At 73.6% G+C, this 21,704-nt stretch carries 12 protein-coding genes; 5 read left to right on the top strand and 7 right to left on the bottom strand.

All coding sequences use genetic code 11. From position 1 onward, the window contains the following. Positions 1-16: 16 nt before the first annotated feature. The 4 genes from ABT158_RS42260 to ABT158_RS42245 form a co-directional block, all read right to left on the bottom strand. Positions 17-2,332 carry an ATP-binding cassette domain-containing protein gene (locus ABT158_RS42260; RefSeq protein ID WP_352363524.1) on the bottom strand — a complete coding sequence of 772 codons (2,316 nt, stop codon included), beginning with the start codon at positions 2,330-2,332 and terminating at the stop codon, positions 17-19. Between the two features lie 73 nt (positions 2,333-2,405). Then, positions 2,406-2,777 carry a hypothetical protein gene (locus tag ABT158_RS42255; protein WP_352363522.1) on the bottom strand — a complete coding sequence of 124 codons (372 nt, stop codon included), beginning with the start codon at positions 2,775-2,777 and terminating at the stop codon, positions 2,406-2,408. 70 nt (positions 2,778-2,847) lie between these two features. Further along, positions 2,848-5,832: an AfsR/SARP family transcriptional regulator gene (locus ABT158_RS42250; protein WP_352363520.1), complete on the bottom strand. Its 2,985-nt coding sequence runs from the start codon at positions 5,830-5,832 to the stop codon at positions 2,848-2,850. Between the two features lie 152 nt (positions 5,833-5,984). Next, positions 5,985-11,999 (bottom strand): phospholipase A2, encoded by a 6,015-nt coding sequence (locus ABT158_RS42245; protein ID WP_352363518.1) that lies wholly within the window; start codon positions 11,997-11,999, stop codon positions 5,985-5,987. 336 nt (positions 12,000-12,335) lie between these two features. Here ABT158_RS42245 and ABT158_RS42240 point away from each other — a divergent pair, with 336 nt between their 5' ends. The 5 genes from ABT158_RS42240 to ABT158_RS42220 all read left to right on the top strand — a co-directional run bounded on the left by ABT158_RS42240 (position 12,336) and on the right by ABT158_RS42220 (position 17,634). Further along, the gene (locus ABT158_RS42240; protein WP_352363516.1) at positions 12,336-14,048 is read left to right on the top strand and encodes an ABC transporter ATP-binding protein; all 1,713 of its coding nucleotides are present in this window, start codon (positions 12,336-12,338) and stop codon (positions 14,046-14,048) included. Between the two features lie 53 nt (positions 14,049-14,101). Beyond that, on the top strand, positions 14,102-15,937 hold the full coding sequence (locus tag ABT158_RS42235; RefSeq protein ID WP_352363514.1) for an ABC transporter ATP-binding protein: 1,836 nt from the start codon (positions 14,102-14,104) through the stop codon (positions 15,935-15,937). Beyond that, positions 15,934-16,314 carry a VOC family protein gene (locus ABT158_RS42230; RefSeq protein ID WP_352363512.1) on the top strand — a complete coding sequence of 127 codons (381 nt, stop codon included), beginning with the start codon at positions 15,934-15,936 and terminating at the stop codon, positions 16,312-16,314. Before ABT158_RS42235 ends, ABT158_RS42230 begins: the two co-directional genes overlap by 4 nt. 9 nt (positions 16,315-16,323) lie before the next feature. Further along, the gene (locus tag ABT158_RS42225) at positions 16,324-17,187 is read left to right on the top strand and encodes an NAD-dependent protein deacetylase (RefSeq protein WP_502911614.1); all 864 of its coding nucleotides are present in this window, start codon (positions 16,324-16,326) and stop codon (positions 17,185-17,187) included. A 159-nt stretch (positions 17,188-17,346) separates the two neighbouring features. Further along, positions 17,347-17,634, top strand: a complete 288-nt coding sequence (locus ABT158_RS42220; protein WP_352329658.1) for a YchJ family protein — start codon at positions 17,347-17,349, stop codon at positions 17,632-17,634. Here the strand turns inward: ABT158_RS42220 and ABT158_RS42215 are convergent. The 3 genes from ABT158_RS42215 to ABT158_RS42205 all read right to left on the bottom strand — a co-directional run bounded on the left by ABT158_RS42215 (position 17,604) and on the right by ABT158_RS42205 (position 21,600). Further along, positions 17,604-18,668, bottom strand: coding sequence for an S-methyl thiohydantoin desulfurase family protein (locus ABT158_RS42215; protein WP_352329660.1), 1,065 nt, complete (start codon positions 18,666-18,668; stop codon positions 17,604-17,606). The genes ABT158_RS42220 and ABT158_RS42215 overlap by 31 nt on opposite strands. Beyond that, the gene (locus tag ABT158_RS42210; protein WP_352363508.1) at positions 18,661-20,178 is read right to left on the bottom strand and encodes a hydantoinase/oxoprolinase N-terminal domain-containing protein; all 1,518 of its coding nucleotides are present in this window, start codon (positions 20,176-20,178) and stop codon (positions 18,661-18,663) included. The genes ABT158_RS42215 and ABT158_RS42210 overlap by 8 nt, the downstream gene beginning before the upstream one ends. Before the next feature lie 102 nt (positions 20,179-20,280). Continuing rightward, a complete protein-coding gene (locus ABT158_RS42205; protein ID WP_352329663.1) occupies positions 20,281-21,600 on the bottom strand; it encodes a purine-cytosine permease family protein in 1,320 nt (439 codons plus the stop codon). Between the last annotated feature and the right edge of the window lie 104 nt (positions 21,601-21,704).

Here is a 21,704-nt window from a genome sequence, read left to right as displayed (position 1 = left end):
CGCCCGGTCCGGCCCGCTACGGGGCCTGGTGTCCCACGTAGTCGCGCAGGTGCACGGCGGTGAGCGAGTCGCCCTTCGCCACCAGCTCGGCCGGGGTGCCGGTGAACACCACCTGGCCGCCGTCGTGGCCCGCCCCCGGACCCAGGTCGATGATCCAGTCGGCGTGGGCCATCACCGCCTGGTGGTGCTCGATGACGATGACCGTGTTGCCGTCGTCCACCAGCCGGTCCAGCAGGGCCAGGAGCTGGTCCACGTCGGCCAGGTGCAGGCCGGTGGTGGGCTCGTCCAGCACGTACGTGGTCCCGTTCTTGGCCATGTGGATGGCCAGTTTGAGCCGCTGGCGCTCGCCGCCCGACAGCGTGGTGAGCGGCTGGCCGAGCCCGAGGTAGCCCAGGCCGACCGAGTCGAGTCGGTCGAGGATCGTCCTGGCCTGGCCGCTGGGGAAGAACGCGCGCGCCTCGGCCACCGGCATCTCCAGCACCTCGCTGATGTTCTTGCCGCGCAGCCGGTACGTCAGCACCTCCGGCGTGAACCGGCGTCCCTCGCACGCCTCGCACACCGAGGCCACGTCGGCCATCATCGCCAGCTCGGTGTAGATCAGGCCGATGCCCTTGCAGGCCGGGCAGGCGCCCTCGGAGTTCGCGCTGAACAGGGCCGGCTTGACCCCGTTGGCCTTGGCGAACGCCGTGCGGATGGGGTCGAGCACGCCCGTGTACGTGGCCGGGTTGCTGCGCCGCGACCCGCGGATCGGCGACTGGTCGGCGACCACCACGCCCTCGCGGCCGGACACGTACCCGTGGATGAGGGAGCTCTTGCCCGAGCCGGCCACGCCCGTGACGACGGTGAGCACCCCGAGCGGGATGTCCACGTCGACGCCGCGCAGGTTGTGCAGCGTGGCGCCGCGCACCTCCAGATGGCCCTTGGCCGGGCGGACGGCGGCGCGCAGCGCGGCCCGGTGGCCGAGGTAGCGGCCGGTCAGGGTGCCCGAGCCGGGCAGCCCGTCGAGGTCGCCGGCGTAGCAGATGCGGCCACCGCCGGTGCCCGCGCCGGGACCGAGGTCCACGATGTGGTCGGCGATCTCGATCACCTCGGGCTTGTGCTCGACCACGAGCACGGTGTTGCCCTTGTCGCGCAGCTGGAGCAGCAGGTTGTTCATCCGCTGGATGTCGTGCGGGTGCAGCCCGGCCGTCGGCTCGTCGAAGACGTAGGTGACGTCGGTCAGGCTGGAGGTGAGGTGCCGCACCATCTTCACCCGCTGGGCCTCGCCGCCCGACAGCGTGCCGGACTCGCGGTCGAGGCTGAGGTAGCCGAGGCCGATCTCGACCAGGGAGTCCAGCGTGTCGCGCAGCCCCTGGAGCACCGGGCCGACGCTCGGGTCGCCGATGCCCTTGACGAACTCGGCCAGGTCGTTGATCTGCATGGCCGAGCAGTCGGCGATGTTGCGGCCGTCGATGCGGGAGGACCGGGCGGCCTCGTTCAGGCGGGAGCCGCCGCAGGCGGGGCAGCCGGTCAGCTTGAGCGCCCGGTCGGCGAAGGCGCGCGCCTGCGGCTGCATCGACTCGCGGTCCTTGGCCAGGTACTGGCGCTTGACCTTGGTGACCAGCCCTTCGTAGGTGAAGTTGCTGGTGCCGTACTTGATCTTCGTGGCGGGCTTGTCGAGCAGGTCCGCCCACTGCTCGGGGGTGAAGTCGCGCAGCTTGGTGTCGGGGTCGTACAGGCCCGAGCCGACCATGATCTGCCAGTACCAGGTGTCCACCGCGTACCCGGGGACCTTGATGGCGCCCTCGTTCAGCGACTTGTCCCGGTCCACCAGCTCGTCGACGTCGACGCCGGCGACCTTGCCGAGCCCCTCGCACTCGGGGCACATGCCCTCGGCGCGGTTGAAGCTGAACGCGAACGGCGGCCCCACCTGCGGCGAGCCCAGCCGGCTGAACAGGATCCGGAGCATCGTGTAGGTGTCGGTGGCGGTGCCCACGGTCGAGCGGGCGTTGGCGCCCATCCGCTCCTGGTCCACGATGATCGCCGCGCTGAGGTTCCGCAGCGAGTCCACGTCGGGACGGGCCAGGCTCGGCATGAAGTTCTGGACGAACGTGGTGTACGTCTCGTCGATCAGCCGCCGGGACTCCGCGGCGATCGTGTCGAAGACGAGCGAGGACTTCCCCGAGCCGGACACGCCGGTGAACACGGTGAGGCGGCGCTTGGGCAGGTCGAGGTCGACGCCGGTGAGGTTGTTCTCGCGGGCGCCGCGGACCTGGATGACGTCGTGGCTGTCGGCGGCGGTGTGATCGGCGGATCGGGTGCGTACGGCGTCGGACTTGGCGCTGGTGGCCACGGAATCCCTTCTTGTCACATCAAATGGGGAGCGGGTAGGCGATCGTACCGTACGCAGTACGGTCGCCGTGGGCTCAGCGGGATCCGGCGATCAGCGACGTGACGAGCGAGGCGGCCAGGGGCAGCAACGTCAGGCCGATCAGGAACATCAGCCCGACCGGCCACAACCCCTGCCCGCCCCCGCGCAGCTCGCCCACCACCCCGGCGGCGAAGTGCACGAAGAACGGCGCGGCGGCGACGGCCCCCCACAACGGATGCGGGACGGCCCACGCGGCCAGCCCGGCCAGGACCGCCAGCGCGGCGAAGGCCGGCAGAAGCGCCGGGGAGTCCAGGACGTCCTTCGGCGCGCCGGGCGCGACCGCGGGCGCGGTGAGCACGCACACGGCCACGGCGGCGACGCCTCCGGCGATCAGGATCACGGCCCACAGCAGAGCGGAACGCGGCATCTCTCTCCTCACACTGGTTCTGAGGGCCAGCATGCCCGCGGCGGGGACGGGGACACGAGCGCTCGGATACTCAACCCGTCTGAGGAGAACCGGCAAGCGACTGAGCCTCCCGACGGGCGGCGGCCGCCCCCGCCGGGTCGCCCGCCGCCGTGTACGCCTCGGCCAGGCTGTCCAGCGCTCCGGCCAGGAACTCCTGCCAGCCCCGCGCGCGCCACAGCCGAACCGACTCCTCCAGGTGCGCGACGGCCTCCCGCACCCGGCCCTCGGCCAGGTCCACCGCGCCCAGCACCCACAGCGCGTCGGCCCGGTGGTGGGCCAGCCGGTGGGAGCGGCTCAGCAGCTCGGCCGCCTCGGCGACCGCCCTGGCCCGCGGGTCGTGGTGGCCGGCGTACAGCTTGGCCAGCGCGACCAGGCCCATGGCCTCCAGCAGCGGGTCGCGGATCTGCCGGTAGATGGCCAGCGCCCGCACCATGTACTCCAGCCCGGCCTCGAACTCCTTGGCGTGGGCGTGGGCCAGGCCGAGGAACTGCAGGGTCGTGGCCTCGAAGCGGGGGTTGCCGAGCTTGGTGGCCAGGTTTAGGCCGCGCAGCAGGTGGACGATGGCCATCCTGATGTCCCTGGTGCCGTAGGCGACGGCCATGCACACGTGCGCCCTGGCCTCGCCGCCCTGGTGGCCGCTGTGCTCGGCCAGCTCCAGCGCGATGCGGCCCGAGCGCAGGCCCTGCGCCATGTCGCCCCTGGCCGCCTCGCCCCAGGCGCGCAGCACGTACGCGTCGGACAGGCCGCGCCGCTCGTCCAGCTCGGTGAACATGGCGATCAGGCGTTCGGCGCCGTCGTACTGGGCGGCCATGGCGCCGCCGGTCTCGGTCCAGGTGGTGGCGTGCATGAGGCCGCGCCGGATCACCGCCTCGCCCAGCCGGTCGCCGGCGGCCAGGCAGGCGGCCAGCACCCGCTCGTGCAGCGCCCGCCAGTCGTCGAACAGGCCGCTGACGTCGAAGTAGCGCTCGGCGCAGCAGGCGGTGTCCCAGGCGACCTCGGCCAGGCCGAGCGCGCACGCCTGCCGGATCGCCGCGACCAGCGCGGTGCGCTCGGTGTCGAACCAGGCCATCGGGTCCTGCCGGATCTCCAGCGGCGTGCCGTCGGGGGAGCTCCAGCGCGGGGCCGAGCCGTGGATGATGGCCGAGGAGCTGCCCTGGACGCGTTCGGTCGCCTGCTCGGCCAGCGCCAGCCAGCCGCCGAAGGCCCGGCCGAGCGCCGCCGCGACCGCCTCGGGCCGGTCCTCCAGCTCGGCACGTTCGCGGGCGTACAGGCGGACCAGGTCGTGGAAGCGGTAGCGCGGCTGCCCGGCCGGGTCGACGCCGCTGATCAGCACGAGCTGGGTGTCCACCAGCGACTCCACCAGCTCCTCGCCCACCGGCACGGGCAGGTCCAGCAGCGCGCCCGCCACCCATCCGGCGAAGTCGGGCACCTCCAGCGTGCCGAGCAGCCGGAAGGCCCGCCGCGCGGCCGGTTCCAGCCCCACGTAGCTGAGCGCCAGGCTCGCCCGGACCGCCAGGTCGCCGGTCGCGAACTGGTCGAGCCGCCGCCGCTCGTCCTTGAGCTGCCCGGCCAGCCGGGTCAGCGGCCAGTGCGGCCGGGCCACCAGCCGGGCCCCGGCCACCCGCACGGCCAGCGGGATCCCGTCGGAGAGCCGGACGATCTCCGCCGCCGCCTCCGGCTCGGCCTCCACCCGCCCGGCGCCGGCGATCCTGGCCAGCAGGCGCACGCCCTGCCGCAGGTGCAGCACCGACAGCTCGATCAGGGCCGCGCCGGACAGGCCGCTCAGCCTGGCCCTGCTGGTGACGATGACGGCGCAGCCGGACGTGCCCGGCAGCAGCGGGCGCACCTGCTGCTCGGAGGCGGCGTTGTCGAGCACGATCAGCATGCGCCGCTCGGCCAGGCTGCTGCGGAACAGCGCGGCCCGCTCGTCCACGCTCTCGGGCAGCGTGGAGCGCGGCACGCCGAGCGCGGTGAGGAAGGCGGCCAGCACCTGTCCGGGGTCGGCGGGGCTGGCCTCGGCGCCGTGCAGGTTCGTGTGCAGCTGGCCGTCGGGGTAGTGGCGGGCGATGCGGTGCGCGGCGTGCACGGCCAGCGTGGTCTTGCCGACGCCGCCCATGCCCGCGATCACGCACACCCGCACCTGGCCGGGGCCCTGCGGCGGTTCGTCGCCGAGCAGGGCGGTGAGCTGGGCGAGCTGCTCGGCGCGTCCGGTGAAGTCGGAGATGTCGGTCGGGAGCTGGGCTGGGGGCCGCGCCGCGGGCGCTGCGGTGCCGCCGGGGGCCGGGTCGAGGGTGCCGGTGAGGATGGCCTGGTGCAGGCGGTTGAGCTCGGCGCCGGGGTCGAGGCCCAGCTCGGCGGCGAACACCCGGCGGGCCTCGCGGTAGCTGGCCAGCGCCTCGGCCTGCCGTCCGGACCGGGCCAGGGCGAGCATGAGCTGGCGGCGCGGGCGTTCGCGCAGCGGGTGCTCGGCGACCAGCTCGGTCAGCTCCGCGATGAGCACGGCGTGCAGGCCGCGGGCCAGGTCGGCCTCGATCCGGTGCTCCAGGGCCGCCAGGCGCTCCTCCTCCAGGCGGCGGGCGTGGTCGCGCAGCCCGGCGGTGAGGTTCAGCCCCGCGTAGGCGGGCCCGCGCCACAACTCCAGCGCCTGCCGCAGCAGCGTGGCGGCCTGTTCGTGGTCGCCGCCGGACAGCGCGTCGCCGCCCCGGCCGGCCAGGGTCTCGAAGCGTTCGGCGTCCAGCTCGCCGGGGTGCACGGCCAGGACGTAACCGGCGTCGGTGCGGGTGATGCGGTCCTGGCCGAGCGTCCGGCGGAGCTGGTGCACGTACAGGCGGAGGTTGTCGGCGGCGGTGCGCGGCGGGCGCTGCTCCCACAGGGCCTCGACGAGCGTGGCGGGGGAGACCGGGCGGCCGGCCCGGCACAGGAGCTCGGCCAGCAGGGTGCGCTGCTTGCCGACGCCGAGCGGCAGCGGCCCTTGGTCATCCGAGACGTGAAGCGGCCCAAGTACGGCGAACTCCATCGCGCTCCCCGCAAGGACGTTGGTGCACAAGGAAGATCAAAGCTGCTTCAATGTGCATCAACGTCCGACTCCCGTCAACCCTGCGCCGACCGGGAGTAAAGGGCACCGGCGGGAGCCTTTCGTGGTAGCTCCCGCCGGTGGCTCATCCTAGGTCACGGGTGGCCGAAGGCGACCACCGAAAGGAAGTACGCGTACGCGATGCTGCGACATGTCCCCTTGAAGAAGTAGTGGGAGCAGACGCCCCAGTACAGGACGTAATAGAAGATGTAGTCCACCTGGTACTTGCTGTGGATATACCCCATATTGCGCAGGGCGTACCCGTAGTCGTGCATCATGCACGCCTGGCGGAAGTCGTAGCCGAGCGGCTTGTCGGGTGACTTGGTGCAGTAGTCGTAGTACACGCCGCGCACCCACCAGCCGGCCGGCGTCTTCTTCCAGTGCACGTAACGCCAGCTGCCGTGGTAGTAGGCGTAGCTGACGCCGCAGTGGTTGAAGGCGAAGTGCCAGAAGTTGGTGCACCAGTACCACTTCTTGCCGTCCAGGTCGGCGTTGGAGGTCGGCGACTGGTTGGCGTAGTCGTAGGCGTTGGCGCTGCCGCCCTCCACCGGGTCGGTCTGCAGGAACCGTCCCAGTTTGGGCTGGTAGAGCCGCACGCCCATGAGGATCGTGCCGTCGGGGGTGTCGGCGGCCCGCTCGGCCGCGCCGTGCCAGCCGTAGCGCATCGCGGGCTGACCGGCGCGCGGGTTGCCGAACTCGTCGAAGTCCAGCGCCAGCGGCACGCCGTCGGCGTAGACCACGTTGATGTCGTCGTGCAGGTTCGTCAGCTGCAGCCGCACGTCCCCGGTCGCCGAGGTGACCGCGGCCAGGCCGCCGGAGATGGAGTGCACGTTCCTGGTGACCGCGCCGCCCTCCACGACCCAGGCGGGCGTGTCGTCGTCGGCGTCGAAGTGCTCGACCCGCTTGCCGGTCGCGCTCCACGTGCCGCCGGACAGCTGCTCCAGCGTGGTGGTGTTGCGGCGCAGCTCCGGATCCAGCGTGTACGACTGCCGCACCGCCCCCGACGTCATCTGCCGGACCAGGTCGGTGCTGTAGTACTCCGCCTTCAGCCCGGCCGGCGTGGCCGTGGTGCGGCCGTAGGCGTCGTACTCGTAGCCGGCGTCGGCCAGCCGGTCGCCGCCGTCGTAGGCGTGGTTCTCGGTGACCGCCCCCGAGCCGTCGCAGGCGCTCGTGGTCAGCCCCGTCCTGTTGGAGTTGGCGTCGTAGCCGTAGGCCCGGCGCGAGCACAGGCCGCTCACGGTGTCGTCCACCGAGGCGATCCGGCCCAGCTTGTCGTAGCCGATCCTCTGGGCGGACAGCCCGTTGTGGCTCACCTGCTGGCCGTGGATCGACCAGGTCACCGAGTCGTCCAGCAGCCGCGTTCCCGCCGCCGTCCGGTAGACCCGCGAGACCGGCGCGCCGGACGGGTCCCGGGCCAGGTCGTAGGACAGGCCGCCCGGCAGGTTCTCGTGGCTGATCGAGCCGTCCACGGTGTACGTGGCGGTGAACGTCCCGGCCACCGAGTCGGTCATGGTGGCCAGCGCGCCGCGCACGTCGTCGTAGGCGTAGGTGACCGTCGAGGGCGCGCCGTCGGTCTTCCTGGTGATGCGGTCGAGGGCGTCGTACTCGACCCTGGTCACGCCGCCGTCGGCGTCGGTGTAGGACGTCTGGCGGCCCAGCGCGTCGTACTCGCGGGTGATCGAGGTGCCGTTGGAGGCCGTGGTCCTGACCGCCCGGCCGGCCGCGTCGTAGGTGGTGCTCACCTCGGGCACCGCCGTCCCGGCCCCGCCGGACACGACGGTCTTCACGATGTCGCCCGCGGGGTTGTACGTGGTCGTCGTGGTCCTGGTCACCCCGTTGGCCGTCTCGGTCACCGACGACACGCGGCCGCCGGGCTCGTAGGCGTACACCTTGGTGACCAGCTCGGCCGGACGGGTGCCGCTGTCGCCGACGCCCGTCTTGGACTTCGTCCGGCACAGCTGCCCGGCCCACTCGGCCTTGCCGCCGCACGCGCCGGTGCCGTCGGCGGTGTAGTACTCGCTGGTCGTGGTGCCCGCGTCGGCGCCCGACGACTTCGGCATCGTGGTCGCGACCACCCGGCCGTCGGAGTCGTACGTGGTCGTCTTGGTGATCGCCAGGCCGCCGGGGTCCTCCACGGTCTTGACGTTCTTGCCGGTGTTCCAGTCGTAGGACGTCCGGCTCGTGCGCACGTCGGCGTCCGAGGTCGCGCCGGGCACGTACGCGCCCACCGCCACCGTCGTGGCCAGGTTGGACACCTTGGCGTCGGCCGGCCGGCCCTCGTCGAAGGTGTTGACCGTGTGCTTCCTGGCCGCGACCTGCGTGCCGTTCAGCGTGACCAGGTGCAGCGGGCCCAGCTCGGAGACCATCCGCTGCCCGTCGGAGCTGTAGGCGGACTCCTCGGCCAGCAGCCGCGCCCGGTCGGCGGGCGAGGCGTTGAGCAGCCCGAGCCGGGTCAGCTCGGCGCCCGCGTCCGGCGTCTGCGCCAGGGCGAGCGCCCTGTTGCCGGCCGACAGCGACAACACCGTGTTGCCCTGCGCGTCGTACTGGCTGGTGGAGACCGCGCCGCCGGGCTCCACCCGGTTGACCGTCTGCCCGGAGGCGTTCAGGTAGGTGATCGTGGCCCGGCCGTAGTCGGAGGCGGCCAGGCCGCCGCGCCCGGTGTGGTTGGCCGGCACCTGGTCGGCCGGGAAGATCGCGGTCGCGTCCACCGGGGAGTCGCTCTGCCCCCAGGCGGCCGTGGCCGGCTCGCTCATCCCGTAGGGCGCCCCCGTCCCGCTGATCGGCACGTCGTAGACCACCGACGTGACCGCGGTGCCGTTCGTCTCGCTCGGCGTGCCGGGCCGCAGCGTCGGGCGGGAGACGGCGAGCAGCATGCCGTCCGCGGCGGTGTCGGCGTTGCCCGCCTTGCCGTAGCCGAACGTCCACGGCAGCTCGCCGGGCGGGGTGTAGCGGTTCACCCGGCCGCCGAGGTCGTAGTCGTAGCGCGTCCTGATGTCGGGGGTGGCCGGGTTCCACTGCTCACGCAGGCGGCCCAGGTCGTCGTAGCGGTACTCCGACAGGCCTAGCGGCGCGCTCGCGCCGCCCTCCCACAGGCTGATCGCCTTGACCTGCCCGGCCACGTCGCCGAGCTGCGCGCCCGCGGTCGTGGTGGTGGCGTAGTCCAGCTTGATCAGGCGGCAGCCCTGCGGCAGGCTCGCCAGCGTGTCCACGTCGCAGTCGGCCTGCGTGTACGACGGCGCGATGATCTTGACCGGCCGGGCCAGCGCCTTGCCGTCCGAGCCGGTCACCGACTGCCACACGAACGCCGTGCTGCCCTTGCCGCTGGCCGGGTAGACCGCCCGCACCAGGTAGATCGGCGCGGCGGCGTCCACCTTGGCGAACACCGTGCGCTCGGCCGAGTTCGTGTCCGACAGGGTGTAGCGGTCGGCCGCGGCGTCGAAGGTCAGCTTCAGGCTCGCCGCGTCCTGCTGCGGCTCGTACGAGCCGTCGGCGTTCTTGGTGAAGGCCACCGCCGAGCCCTCGCCGCTCAGCTCGACCGAGGTGGCGGAGGTGGCCCGGAGCTGGGCGAACGTGCCCTGACCCGACTGGGCGAGCCCGGTCGGCGTCCACTCGGTGCCGAAGATCGCCGCCACGCCGGGCAGCGCCGAGCCCTTGCGCGGGTCACGCGAGGAGAACGAGCGCATCAGGCCGATGCCGTACACGTTGGCGTCCGTGGCGGCCATCCTGAAGTCGCCGGTCAGCGTGTTGACCGAGCCGGGGCCGACCGGCTGGGTGGAGGCGCCCTCGCCGTCCCGGTCCACGACCAGGTCCACCGGCTGGGAGGCGGCCGTGCCGGAGGAGGTGACGAACTCGGCCCTGATCTCGATCGAGCCGTCCTCGGTCAGCGTGTGCGTGGTGTCCCAGACCAGCTCGGGCGAGGCGCCCGCGCTCATCGCCACCGGCCAGGCGACCGCCGACCCGTCGGACTTCCTGCGCACGTCGGCCGCCGGCACCTGGTGCCAGGAGTCGGCCTCGCCGCGCCGGTAGGAGAAGGCGACCGCGCTCAGCCCCGCGCTGCCGGTGGCCGACAGGACCGTCCGGCGGGCGGTGGACTGCCCGTCCTTGGGCGAGGTGACCGCCGAGCCGCCCGCGTTGAACGCGTACGTCGTCGGCTCCGACAGGTTGCCCGCCTTGTCCTTGACCCACGCCTTGAGCGTGTGCGGGCCGTCGGCGGGCGGCGTCCAGCTCACCGTGTGCGGCGCGCCGGAGTTGGCGGCCGACTGCTGGGCGCCGCCGTCGAACGACCACAACACCGAGGACGCGTCGGCCGAGGCCGGCGTGATGGTGAACTGGCCGGCCTGGCCCGAGCCCTTGGCCCAGGCGTCCTCCGGGTAGTCGCTTGATGACACCTCGGGGGCGGGCGGCGGGGCGGCGTCCACCGTGAAGGCGAACCACGCCGACCAGGGGCCGTAGTCGGTGCCGTCGTGCGAGCGCACCCGCCAGGCGTACGACGTGCTCGCCAGGGCCGTGCCGGCCTTCCAGGAGGCGGTGGCGCCGTTCGCCACGTTCGCGGCCGAGCCGCCGGTCACCTTGGTCGCGTGGTCGGCCGTCCAGATCTCGAAGTCGGCCCGCTGTGCCTGCCCGTCGGCGTCGCTCACCTTGGCCGACAGCGTCGGCTGCGCCGCGCCCACCACGGCCGGGCTGGCGCACACCGAGCAGGGCGCGACGGCCAGGGCCGACGGCGTGCCCGGCAGCGAGTTGTAGGTGATCGCGATGTTGGGGTTGTTGGCGAAGCGCTTCCAGTAGTAGTTGTCGGTCTCGCTGCCGGCCTTGACCATGAAGGTGACCGACGTGCCGTTCGCGCTCACCACGCTCTGCACCGCGCTGGTGACGTCCCAGCCGACCCAGGCCGCCGGGCAGGTCGACGCGCCGCCCTGACCGGCCGACGACCAGCCGTAGGCGACGTTCTTGGCGCCGATGTTCAGGTTCGAGGCGGGCTGGTTGTTCCACGTCGTGCCCGAGCCGACGGCCGCGGTCCTGTGCAGCTCGACGTTCCGCGCCGAGCAGGACCAGGCCCACGTCTCCTTGATGTTGAACGTGGCCGCCGTGACGTGCTTGCCGGCCAGGCCCGACAGGCCCATGTTGAAGAACGAGCGCCGCTTGTAGCCGCCGCCGTTGCTGGTGCCGGCCGTCGCGTCGTTCGCCGAGTTCCAGTACGCGCTGGTGGGATAGGCCGAGTCCACGTACGTCCAGCCGGACTTGGCCGAGGTGAAGCTCGGGTCGATCGTCACCGGGTAGACGGTGGCCGGGTCGGCCAGCAGCGCGGCGTCGGGGGTGACGCGCAGCTCGCGGCCCGACAGCCGCACGCCCATCCTGGCCCGCCGGCCCGGCTGGGCGGCCAGCGCCGGGGTGGCCGGGTTGCGGGTCATGGCCGACTCGGTGGCGGCGTCCCACATCTCCGGCGCCGCCGAGCCGAACACCGGCTCGCCCTCGGCGTCGAGGATCGAGACGTTGCCGTGCTTGTCGGTCCTGGCCTCGCCCTTCTTCACCGACGTGGCGAACGTCAGCTCCTTCAGCGCCGGGTTCGCCGCGGCCTGCCGGGTCTTGACGACGAGCTTCTCGGCGAAGCCGTCCACGTCCGCGGTCAGCACCAGGTCCACGCCCGGCAGCACGTCGGGATAGGTGGCGGTGGCGCCGTCCAGCACCGGCTCGGGCAAGGCGCCGAGCGGCGTGCCGAGGGTGAGCCGGGTGCCCCGCTCGGTGGCGGTGACCAGCGGGCCGTCGCCGCCGCCGGAGAAGCTGTAGGAGACCGCGGCGGCCTTCGGCGCGACCGTGCCGTCCTGGCCCGCCGCGAGCGTCGGGTCGGCGGGCACCCACGCCTCGCCCCGCTTGACCCGGACCGGGCGGTAGCGGTGCTCCTGGGTGACCGTGCCGGCCGGGTTGACGAAGAACTCGTCGGTCTCGGTGGTCAGCGAGGCCGCCCTGATCCGCTTGCCGCAGACCGCTGCGGCCAGCCGGGCGGAGATCTCGGTGGGCATCTCGTCCGGGCAGGCGACCGCCGCCTGCGCCTTGGCGGGCGCGGGCGGGGCGGCCCGCGCGGGAAGCGGCACGAGGGCCGTGGATGTCAGCAACAGGACGACGAGCGGCGGTAAGGGAGTCAGCCGCCTGGGTTTCTTCAACACCGTCCAACCTCCGCGGGGGGTGTAAGGCCGTTCGGTGCTCAGCGTGAGCAGCGGCTGTATAGGCGGCGTATAGATCCCGTAGGCGGCCAAAACCGGTTGCGGCGCGGCGCGGGCGGCTGTTGTACTTCCCGGCGGCACCGATCGCCGGACGAAGGAGCGGATCGATGAGGACAGCGTTCATGACCTCCCAGCACAGGACACCCACCTATTCAGAGGGCATGACGCTTCTTGAGATCCCCGCTCACCAGGACACGTCCGCATGTAGCTAGACCCGCCCGGCAGGCCGTGCGCCACCTGCGCCCCGCCCCGCGCGCCGCGCTCGCGCTGGGCGCCGCCACCGCCGCGGCCACCGCGCTGCCGCTGGCCGCGCCGCACGTCACCCGCCGCTTCGTCGACGACGCCGCCGGCGGCGCCGGGCTGCGCCACCTGATCGTGATCGCGCTCGGCTACCTCGCCCTGGCCGCCGCCGGTCAGGCCGCCCGCATGGCCGCCGCCTGGCTCGCCGGCCGCCTGGCCTGGGACGGCACCAACCGCCTGCGCGAACACCTGGCCGGGCACGTGCTCGGCCTCGACCTGGCCTTCCACGCCCGCCACTCGCCCGGCGAGCTGATCGAACGCGTCGACGGCGACGTGGCGGCCGTGGCCGAGTTCGTCGTCGCCTTCGTCCTCGACGTCGTGGCCGGGCTGCTGCTGCTGGCCGGCGTGCTGGCCGTCGTGTTCACCGTCGACTGGCGGCTGGGCGCGGCGCTGCTGGCCTACTGCCTGCTGACCGGGCTCGCCATGACGGGCGCGCAGCGGCTCGCCGTGCCGTCGGCGACCCGGTCGCGGCAGGCGAGCGCCGCGCTCTACGGCCACCTCGAAGAGCGGCTGGCCGGGGCCGAGGACCTGCGGGCCAACGGCGCGGGACGGCACGCGCTCGGCCGTTTCCACCAGGTCGCCGGGGCCTGGTTCCGCGCCGAGTGGCACGGCTCGCGCATCGCGGGCGCCCTGCTCGCGGCCACGAACGTGGCGTTCGCGGCCGGGACCGCGCTGATGCTCGCCCTGGCCGCCTGGCTGCTGGACGCCGGGACGCTCACGGTCGGCACCGCCGTGCTGCTCTTCCAGTACACCCTGATGATCCGCACGCCGTTCGAGCGGCTGATCGACCAGCTCAGGCAGTTCCAGGGGGCGCTGGCCGGGTTCGCCCGCATCGGCTCGCTGCTGGCCGAGCGGCCCGCGCTGCCCGTCCACGCCGCGCCCCGGCCGCTGCCCGCCTCGGGCGCGCTCGGCCTGCGACTGGACGACGTGAGCTTCGCCTACCCCGACGACGGCGAGACCGCGCTGTCGGGCATCACCCTCACCCTGGCCCCCGGCGAACGCCTGGGCCTGGTCGGACGCACCAGCAGCGGCAAGACCACCCTCGCCAAGCTGCTGCTGCGCCTGTACGACCCGACCGGCGGCACGGTCGGGATCGGCGGCCTCGACCTGCGCGAGTGCGACCCGGAGTCGCTGCGCCGCCGGGTCACCGTGGTCACCCAGGACGTACGGCTGTTCGACGGCAGCGTCCGCGACAACCTCACGCTGTTCGGCGCCCTGACCGGCCCCCGCCACGACGACGCTCACCTGCTGGAGGTGCTGGCCGGGGTGGGGCTGGGCGGCTGGCTGGCCGCGCTGCCCGGCGGGCTCGACGGCGAGCCGGGCGGCCTGTCGGCGGGGGAGGCCCAGCTGCTCGCCTTCGCGCGGGCCTTCCTGGCCGACCCCGGCCTGGTGATCCTGGACGAGGCCTCCAGCAGGCTCGACCCGGCCACCGAACGGCACGTCGAGGACGCCGTACGGCGGCTGCTGGACGGGCGGACCGGCGTGCTCATCGCGCACCGGCTCTCCTCGCTGGCGCACGTGGACAAGATCGCCGTGCTGGAACGCGGCAAGCTCGTCGAGTACGGCCGCCGCGCCGACCTGGCCGCCGACCCCGGCAGCAGGTTCGGCCGGCTCCTGGACGCCGCGGGGGTGACCCGGTGAGCGCGCGCCGGGCTCATGTTCAGCCGGCTCCCGGACCCCGCCGGGACGAGCCGGTGAGCGCGCGCCGGGCCCTGGGCGTGGCGGGCCGCCTGATCGGCTTCGACGTGCGCCTGTACGTGCTGCAGGTCCTGCTGTGGCTGCCGGTCCACGTGCTGCCGCTCGGCGGCGGCCTCGTGCTGCGGCAGCTCTTCGACCAGATCAGCGGGCACAGCCCGGCGACGTTGCGGCAGTCGTTGTGGTTGTGCGCGGCGTTCGCGGGCGTCGAGCTGGTCCGCGGGATCGTCCTGGTGTTCGCCTGGTCCTACGGCTCCTACTGGTGGGACGCGGCGGCCACGTTGCTGCGCGCCAACGTCATGGGCTCGGTGCTGACCGCGCGCGGCCCGGTCGCCGCCCGGCTGCCGCGCTCCCCGGGCGAGTCGCTGGCCCGGCTGCGCGACGACGTGGCCGAGCTGGTCGAGCTCGCCGACGAGTCCGTCCCCCTGGCCGGAGGCGTGCTGTTCGGCGGGGTGGCGCTGGCGGTCATGGTCTCGATCGACCCCGTCGTCACCGTGACGCTGGTCGTGCCGATGCTCGCGATCGGCGTGCTGAGCAGGCTCATGGGACGGGTGATCAGACGGCGGCACCAGCGGGCCAGGGAACTGGGCGCGGGCGTGACGGCGTTCGTCGGCGAACTGTTCGGCGGCGTGCTCGCGCTGAAGACGGCCGGGGCCGAGCGGGCGGCGCTGGACCGCCTGCGCACGCTCAACGCCCGTCGCCGGGACGCCGCCGTACGCAGCCGCCTGGCCACCGACCTGCTGGAGGCCGCCACGGGCACCACGGTCGAGCTGGGCGTCGGCGTCGTGCTGCTGCTGGCCGCCGGGGCGATGCGGCGCGGCGAGTTCACCGTGGGCGACCTCGCGCTGTTCACCAGCTACGTCGGCTGGCTGACCGCGCTGCCCCGCACGATCGGCTCCATCCTGTACCGCCTGCCCAGGGCGGACGTCTCCGCCGAACGCCTGACCACGCTGCTCGCCCCCCACCAGGACACAACAGACCTCACCCGGCACCACCCCCTCCACCTCCGTCACACCCCACCCCCGGAGGGACCGCCCCCGAACCTCCGTCCCGCCCCGCCCCCGCCCCAGGGCGGCGAGGGGCCGACCGCGCCGACGACGCTGGAGGTGCTGGAGGTGCGCGGGTTGACCGTGCGGCACCCCGGTGGGCGCGGGGTGCACGACGTGGATCTGACGCTCCGGCGCGGCACGTTCACCGTCGTCACCGGGGCCGTCGGCGCGGGCAAGACCACGCTCGTGCGCGCCCTGCTCGGCCTGCTGCCCCTCGACGCCGGGACGATCGCCTGGAACGGCCGCCCGGTGCCCGACCCCGGCGCGTTCCTGGTGCCGGGACGGGCGGCGTACGCGAGCCAGATCCCGCGCCTGTTCTCGGCGACCCTGCGCGAGAACCTGCTCCTCGGCCTGCCCGCGGGCGACGACGACCTGGCCCGCGCCCTGCGACTGGCCGCCTTCGAGGACGACCTGGCCGCCATGCCGGACGGCCTGGAGACCGTCGTCGGCCCCCGGGGCGTGCGCCTGTCCGGCGGCCAGGTGCAGCGCGCCACCGCCGCCCGCGCCCTGGTCCGCGCCCCGGACCTGCTGGTCGTGGACGACGTGTCGTCCGCCCTGGACGTCGGGACCGAGAACCTGCTGTGGGAGCGCGTCGCCCGGCACGGCCCCGCCACGCTGCTGGTGGTCTCCTCCCGCCGGGCCGCGCTCGAACGCGCCGACCAGGTGGTCGTCCTCGACCGGGGCCGCGTCGCGGGCCGCGGGCCGCTGGGGGAGTTGCTGCGTACGTGTCCCGAGATGCGCAGAATATGGGACGGAGAGCCGATCGAGGAACGAGGGACCACATGAGGATCGACCGCCTGGACCACCTGGTGCTGACCGTCGCCGACGTCGAGGCCGCGGTGCGCTTCTACACCGCCGTGCTGGGGATGGAGGCGGTGACGTTCGGCGACGGGCGGCGGGCGCTGGCGTTCGGGCAGAGCAAGATCAACCTGCACGAGGCGGGACACGAGTTCGAGCCGAAGGCGGCCCGGCCCGTGCCCGGCAGCGCCGACCTGTGCCTGATCGCCGCCGACCCCGTCGAGACGGTCATGGACGAGCTGGCCGGGCACGGCGTCGGGATCGAGGAGGGCCCGGTGGAGCGGACCGGAGCGCTCGGCCCGATCAGGAGCGTCTACCTGCGGGACCCCGACGGGAACCTGATCGAGCTCAGCAACTATCTCTGACCGGGCATCATGGAGGGTGTGCGAGAGACTGCGACAGCACCCGTGACGGCGCCCGTGATGTCACCGGCGATCGCGTCGCTGGCCGAGCTGGTGGCCGGTGGCGGCGTCGTGGTGCTCAGCGGGGCCGGGCTGTCCACCGAGTCCGGCATTCCCGACTACCGGGGCCCCACCGGGCGGGCCCGGCGCGCCGAGCCGATGACGTACCAGCGCTTCACCGGCAGCGCCGAGGCGCGGCGGCGCTACTGGGCGCGCAGCCACGTCGGCTGGCGGCAGATCGGCCGGGCCGCCCCCAACGCCGGCCACCGCGCGGTGGCCGAGCTGGAGCGGCGCGGCCTGGTGGCCGGCATCGTCACCCAGAACGTCGACGGCCTCCACCAGGCCGCCGGGGCGCGCCGGGTGATCGAGCTGCACGGCGGCCTCGACCGCGTGGTGTGCCTGTCGTGCCGCGAACGCACCCCGCGCGCCGAGCTGGAGCGCCGGCTCAGCGCGGCCAACCCGCGCTGGGCCGCCGAGGGCCGCGTCAACCCCGACGGCGACGCCGCACTCACCGACGCCCAGGTCGCCGGGTTCCAGGTGGTCGACTGCCTCTCCTGCGGCGGCCTGCTCAAGCCCGACGTGATCTTCTTCGGCGAGAACGTGCCGAGGGATCGGGTGGCGGAGTGCTTCGCGCTCGTGGGCGGGGCGCGCTCGCTGCTCGTGCTGGGGTCGTCGCTGGCGATCAGGTCGGGGCTGCGCTTCGTCACCAGGGCCGCCGAGCTCGGGCTGCCCGTCGCCATCGTCAACCAGGGCCCGACCGGCGCCGACGCCGACGCCGCGCTCCTGCTCGACGCCCCGCTCGGCGCCACCCTGACCGAGCTGGCCGCCCGCGTCTGACACCATGCCCGCACCGGGCGGAGCGCGAGGCGGCGCAGGGGCGGCACAATGGGGTGCATGCCTCCTCGTCCATGCCCCTGCGGTCTGCCCGCGTCCTACGCGGACTGCTGCGGGAGATACCACCGCGGTGAGGGGTCGGCCCCCACCGCGGAGTCGCTCATGCGGTCCAGGTTCAGCGCGTTCGCCGTGGGCGACGAGGCCTATCTCATGGCCACCTGGCATCCCGCCGACCGCCCGGCCCGCCTCGACCTCGACAGGAAGGTCGCCTGGACGGAGCTGGAGGTGCTGGAGAGCACCGGCGGCAGCCCCGTCCACACCGAGGGCACCGTGCGGTTCCGCGCCCACTTCGTCAACCGGCGGGTGCCGGGCGTGCTCGACGAGCACAGCAGGTTCGTCCGGCTGGACGGCCGCTGGGTCTACGCCGGGGTCGTGGCCAGCGGCCGGTAGTCGCAGTCGTAGCCGAAGTACCGCGGCCCGGCCAGTTCCAGGCCGCCCGGCGAGGTCCAGCGCGGGTCGCACGGCACGGCGATGACCGTGACGCGCAGGCCGTAGCGCATGGCCTCGGTGGTGACCGGCTCGCCCGAGTCGGTGTCCAGCACGCAGATCAGGTCGGGCGTGGTGGCCACGATCTCGCCGTCCCGGCGGGCCAGCAGGTGCTCGTTCTGGAAGCTGAGCTCCAGCGTGCCGGTGCCCTCCAGGCGGGCCTGGCCGCGGGCGAAGCCGCCGGTGGTGCGGCGCTCGACGTCCACGACCTTGCCGGTGAACAGCTTCAGGCCGCCCAGCACGTCCAGGGCCGCCGCCACCGGGTCGGCGTGCCCGGCGCGGGCCAGCCGCACGGCCCGGCCCAGGTCCTCGGCCAGCGTCAGCGTGGCCGGCACCAGACCGTCGCGCAGCTGGTCGCCGCGCATGACGGTGTCGGCGCAGGAGACCTGGCAGCCCATCTGCACGCACGCCGCCCTGGCCAGGCGCTCGGCCCACACGTTGGACACCGTCTCCAGCACCAGCGTGTTGCCCTTGTCGTCGGCCAGCGCCATCGGCGTGTTCGGCACGCCGATCAGCGTCGGCAGCACCATCTGCGCCTCGGGGAAGGCGCGGCCCATCGCGTCGCCGTCCACGATCGGCAGGCCCGCCTGCGCGGCGGCGGCGATCGGGATCATCGAGTTCACGCCGCCGACCTCGATGGGCACGATGTGCGTGGCCGGACGGCCGAGCACCGCCTCCAGGGCGCGCAGCGCGGTCAGCTCCTCGGTGCCCGCCGGCAGCTTCTCCAGCAGCACGGTCGGCGCCCCCATGCCCGAGACCGCCACGACGGTCGCGTCCGCGGGCACCTCGTCGATGGCCACCAGCGGCACGGGACCGTGCCTGCGGATGGCCTCGCGGGCCAGCAGCTTGCCCACGTACGGGTCGCCGCCGCCGCCGGTGCCGAGGATCCCGGCGCCGCGCGCCATGTCGTCCAGCCGGTCGATTCCGATCTCACGCATCGATCTTCTCCAGGTCCAGGTCGCCGACGGCCTTCACCCTGATCCGGGTGGCGTCGCCGGGCAGGTAGGCGAGCGGCAGCTCCTCCACGTCCACGATCCGCACGCTGCCCGCGCGGGCGCCGCCGCGCTCGGCGCGGATGATCGCCTCGCTCTTGGCCTCCTCCAGGATGCGCTCGCGCGGGCCGGAGAAGACCCGGTCCACCTCGCCGCCGACCTGGGCGATGGCCGCGCCGACCGCGTTGGCCACCTCGAAGTGCGCCGGGCGGCGCACGTCGTCGAAGCCGGGCAGCTCCCGGATGAGCACGCTGCCGCCGCCGACCAGCACGACGGGCAGCGGCGCGGACGAGGTGCGCATGCGGTCGACCGCCTCCGAGACGCGCTCGGCGATGAGCTTGAGCGGGCGCTGCGGGTCGACGTGGGCGACCCGGTCGCGGTCGCCGATGTCGGCCAGCCCGGCGGCCACGGCCAGGTCGGTGGCGGTCAGCGTGCCGCCGCCGAACACCAGCGCCTCCTCGGTCAGCCGGTAGCCGACGCTGCGCGGGCCGGTGGTGCCGTCCTCGGCGACCAGCGAGCCGCCGCCGATGCCGATCGACAGCACGTCGGGGATGCGGAAGTTGGTGCGCACCTCGGCGACCAGCGCCTCGCCGGCGGCCTCGCGCGGGAACCCGCCGACCAGGATGCCCACGTCGGACGTGGTGCCGCCGATGTCCACCACCGCGCAGTCGGTCAGCCCCGACAGGTACGCCGCGCCGCGCATCGAGTTCGTCGGCCCCGACGCGAACGTGGCCACCGGGTAGCGGCGGGCCTGGTCCACGTCCATGAGGGTGCCGTCGTTCTGGGACAGGAACAGCGGCGCGTCGATCCCGGCGACCCGCAGCGCCTCGCCGAAGGCGGCCACGGTCCGGCCGGCCAGCGGGCGCAGGGCGGCGTTCACGATCGTGGCGTTCTCCCTGGCCAGCAGGCCGACCCGGCCGATCTCGCAGGACAGCGACAGGTGCACCTCGGGGCCCAGCTCGGCGGCCAGGATCCGCGCGGCCTCGTGCTCGTCGGCGTCGCTGACCGGGGAGAACACCGAGGAGATCGCGACCGTGCGCAGGCCGCGCCGCCTGATGTCGGCGGCGACGCCGCGCAGCTCGTCCGGGTCGAGGGGGGAGATGGGGGCGCCGTCGTACTCGCAGCCGCCGTGGCACAGGTAGACCGCGCCCTCGACCGCCTGGCGCAGGCGGTCGGGCCAGTCCACCAGCGGCGGCAGCGCGGCGGTGGCGGGCAGGCCGAGCCGGACGGCCGCGACCGGCTCCAGCCGGGCGGCCTCCACCAGGGCGTTGACGAAGTGGGTGGTGCCGATCATCACCGCGGACACCCGGGTGGCGCCCAGGCCGGCCAGGGCCGCGGCGACGCCGCCCGTGACGTCCGCGGTGGTGGGGGACTTGACGGTGGCCAGCACCTGGCCGTCGTCGCCGATGAGGGCGGCGTCGGTGTTGGTGCCGCCCACGTCGATGCCGATACGCATGAGGGAGGACTCTCTTCTCGGACGGTGAGCGCGGTCCGCGCGACTCTCGGACGGTGAGCGCGGTCCGCGCGACTCGGACGGTGAGCGCGGACCGGGCGAATCTCAGACGGTGAGCGCGGGCCGCTCGACGGGGACCTCGCGGGTGCCGCGGACCAGGCCGAGCCGGCCCGCGACGACGTAGCCCAGGCCCGCGAGGATCAGGGAGTTCAGGGCGGGGATGCCGATCCACTGGTAGTGGTCGCTGAGCCAGCCGACCAGCGCGGCGGCGGCCCAGATGACCAGCGTGGCGGGCACCCACGTCGGCTCGGTCTCGGGCAGCGTGCCGGTGGCGCGCGAGGCGTCCAGCACCGGGCGCCAGCGGCGCACCACGAAGTACTCGGCGACCATGATCCCGGCGACGGGGGGCGTGATGACGCCGAGGATCAGCAGGAAGTCGGTGAAGCGCTCCAGGATCCCGGCGGCGGCCAGCACGCTGCCCAGGACGCCGATGCCGATGGTGACGGCGACCCGGTTCAGCCGCACCCCGACCGTGGACTCCACGGCGTTGAGCAGGCCGAGCGCGGCGGAGTACAGGTTCCAGTTGTTGATCTTCACGGTCGCCGAGATGAGGACGATGACGCCGATCACGCCGGAGGAGGCCGTGATGATCGCGATCACGTCCGAGGACTTGACCGCGTAGGCCAGCAGCACGCCGGCCAGGCCGAGCACGTACTCGCCGAGGGAGATGCCGACGAGGGTCTGCTTGACGACGTCGCCGGTGTTGCGGTTGAACCGGGTCATGTCGGGCGTGGTCACCGCGCCGATGATGTAGGAGCCGGCCACGATGGTGGCGCCGGTCGCGATGCTGATCGGCTCGCCGAACGGCGGCGAGGCCACCAGCGACCCCAGGTCATGTCGCGAAATTTCCACCCACATCGCCCAGCCGGCCAGGCCGAGGAACGCCGGCACGGTGATGAACGCCGTCATCCCCATCGCCTTGAACCCGCGGATGACCAGCAGCGTCACGCCGATGCCGGCGATCATGGCCCACGCCCAGAGCGGCAGCCAGGACATGATCGAGTGCAGGCCCGAGGCGAACACCGCGGTCTGCACGCCGAACCAGCCGAACAGGCTCAGGGCGATGATCACGCCGATGATCGTGGAGCCGTACCGGCCGAAGCCGGTCCAGCGGGCCAGCATGGAGGTGGACAGGCCCTCGCGCATCCCGGCGATGCCGACGAAGATGCACACCACCTCCAGGATCACCGAGCCGAGCGTGAACGCCCAGAACGCCCCCCAGAACGACAGCCCGGCGCCGAGCGTGGCGCCCAGCAGGAACTGCGTCAGGTCGGAGAGCTGGCCGAACCGCTGCACGGCCACGTTGAACCAGGAGTAGCGGGCGGCCTGCGGCACCCGCTCCAGGGGGTAGTCGGAGTCGGTCATGGTGGTCTTCCTTCGCGTCGGGGGGTCGTGGCGGGGGCTCACGAGCGGAGGCTCACGAGCAGGCGGTCACAGGGCTGGTCTCAGAGCATCGGGGCTGTTCACAG

It is taken from the genome of Nonomuraea sp. NPDC001636, from assembly GCF_040298265.1.
Classification (GTDB): Bacteria; Actinomycetota; Actinomycetes; order Streptosporangiales; family Streptosporangiaceae; genus Nonomuraea.
Note: the sequence above shows the minus strand (reverse complement) of the source record. Positions and strands in the feature narration are given on the sequence as shown.

Bases quoted from the DNA above. Each gene is read 5' to 3' on its own strand.
- ABT158_RS42255 (WP_352363522.1), bottom strand. From the start codon at position 2,777: ATGCCGCGTTCCGCTCTGCTGTGGGCCGTGATCCTGATCGCCGGAGGC.
- ABT158_RS42250 (WP_352363520.1), bottom strand. From the start codon at position 5,832: ATGGAGTTCGCCGTACTTGGGCCGCTTCACGTCTCGGATGACCAAGGG.
- ABT158_RS42230 (WP_352363512.1), top strand. From the start codon at position 15,934: ATGAGGATCGACCGCCTGGACCACCTGGTGCTGACCGTCGCCGACGTC.
- ABT158_RS42225 (WP_502911614.1), top strand. From the start codon at position 16,324: ATGGAGGGTGTGCGAGAGACTGCGACAGCACCCGTGACGGCGCCCGTG.
- ABT158_RS42220 (WP_352329658.1), top strand. From the start codon at position 17,347: ATGCGGTCCAGGTTCAGCGCGTTCGCCGTGGGCGACGAGGCCTATCTC.
- ABT158_RS42215 (WP_352329660.1), bottom strand. From the start codon at position 18,668: ATGCGTGAGATCGGAATCGACCGGCTGGACGACATGGCGCGCGGCGCC.
- ABT158_RS42210 (WP_352363508.1), bottom strand. From the start codon at position 20,178: ATGCGTATCGGCATCGACGTGGGCGGCACCAACACCGACGCCGCCCTC.
- ABT158_RS42205 (WP_352329663.1), bottom strand. From the start codon at position 21,600: ATGACCGACTCCGACTACCCCCTGGAGCGGGTGCCGCAGGCCGCCCGC.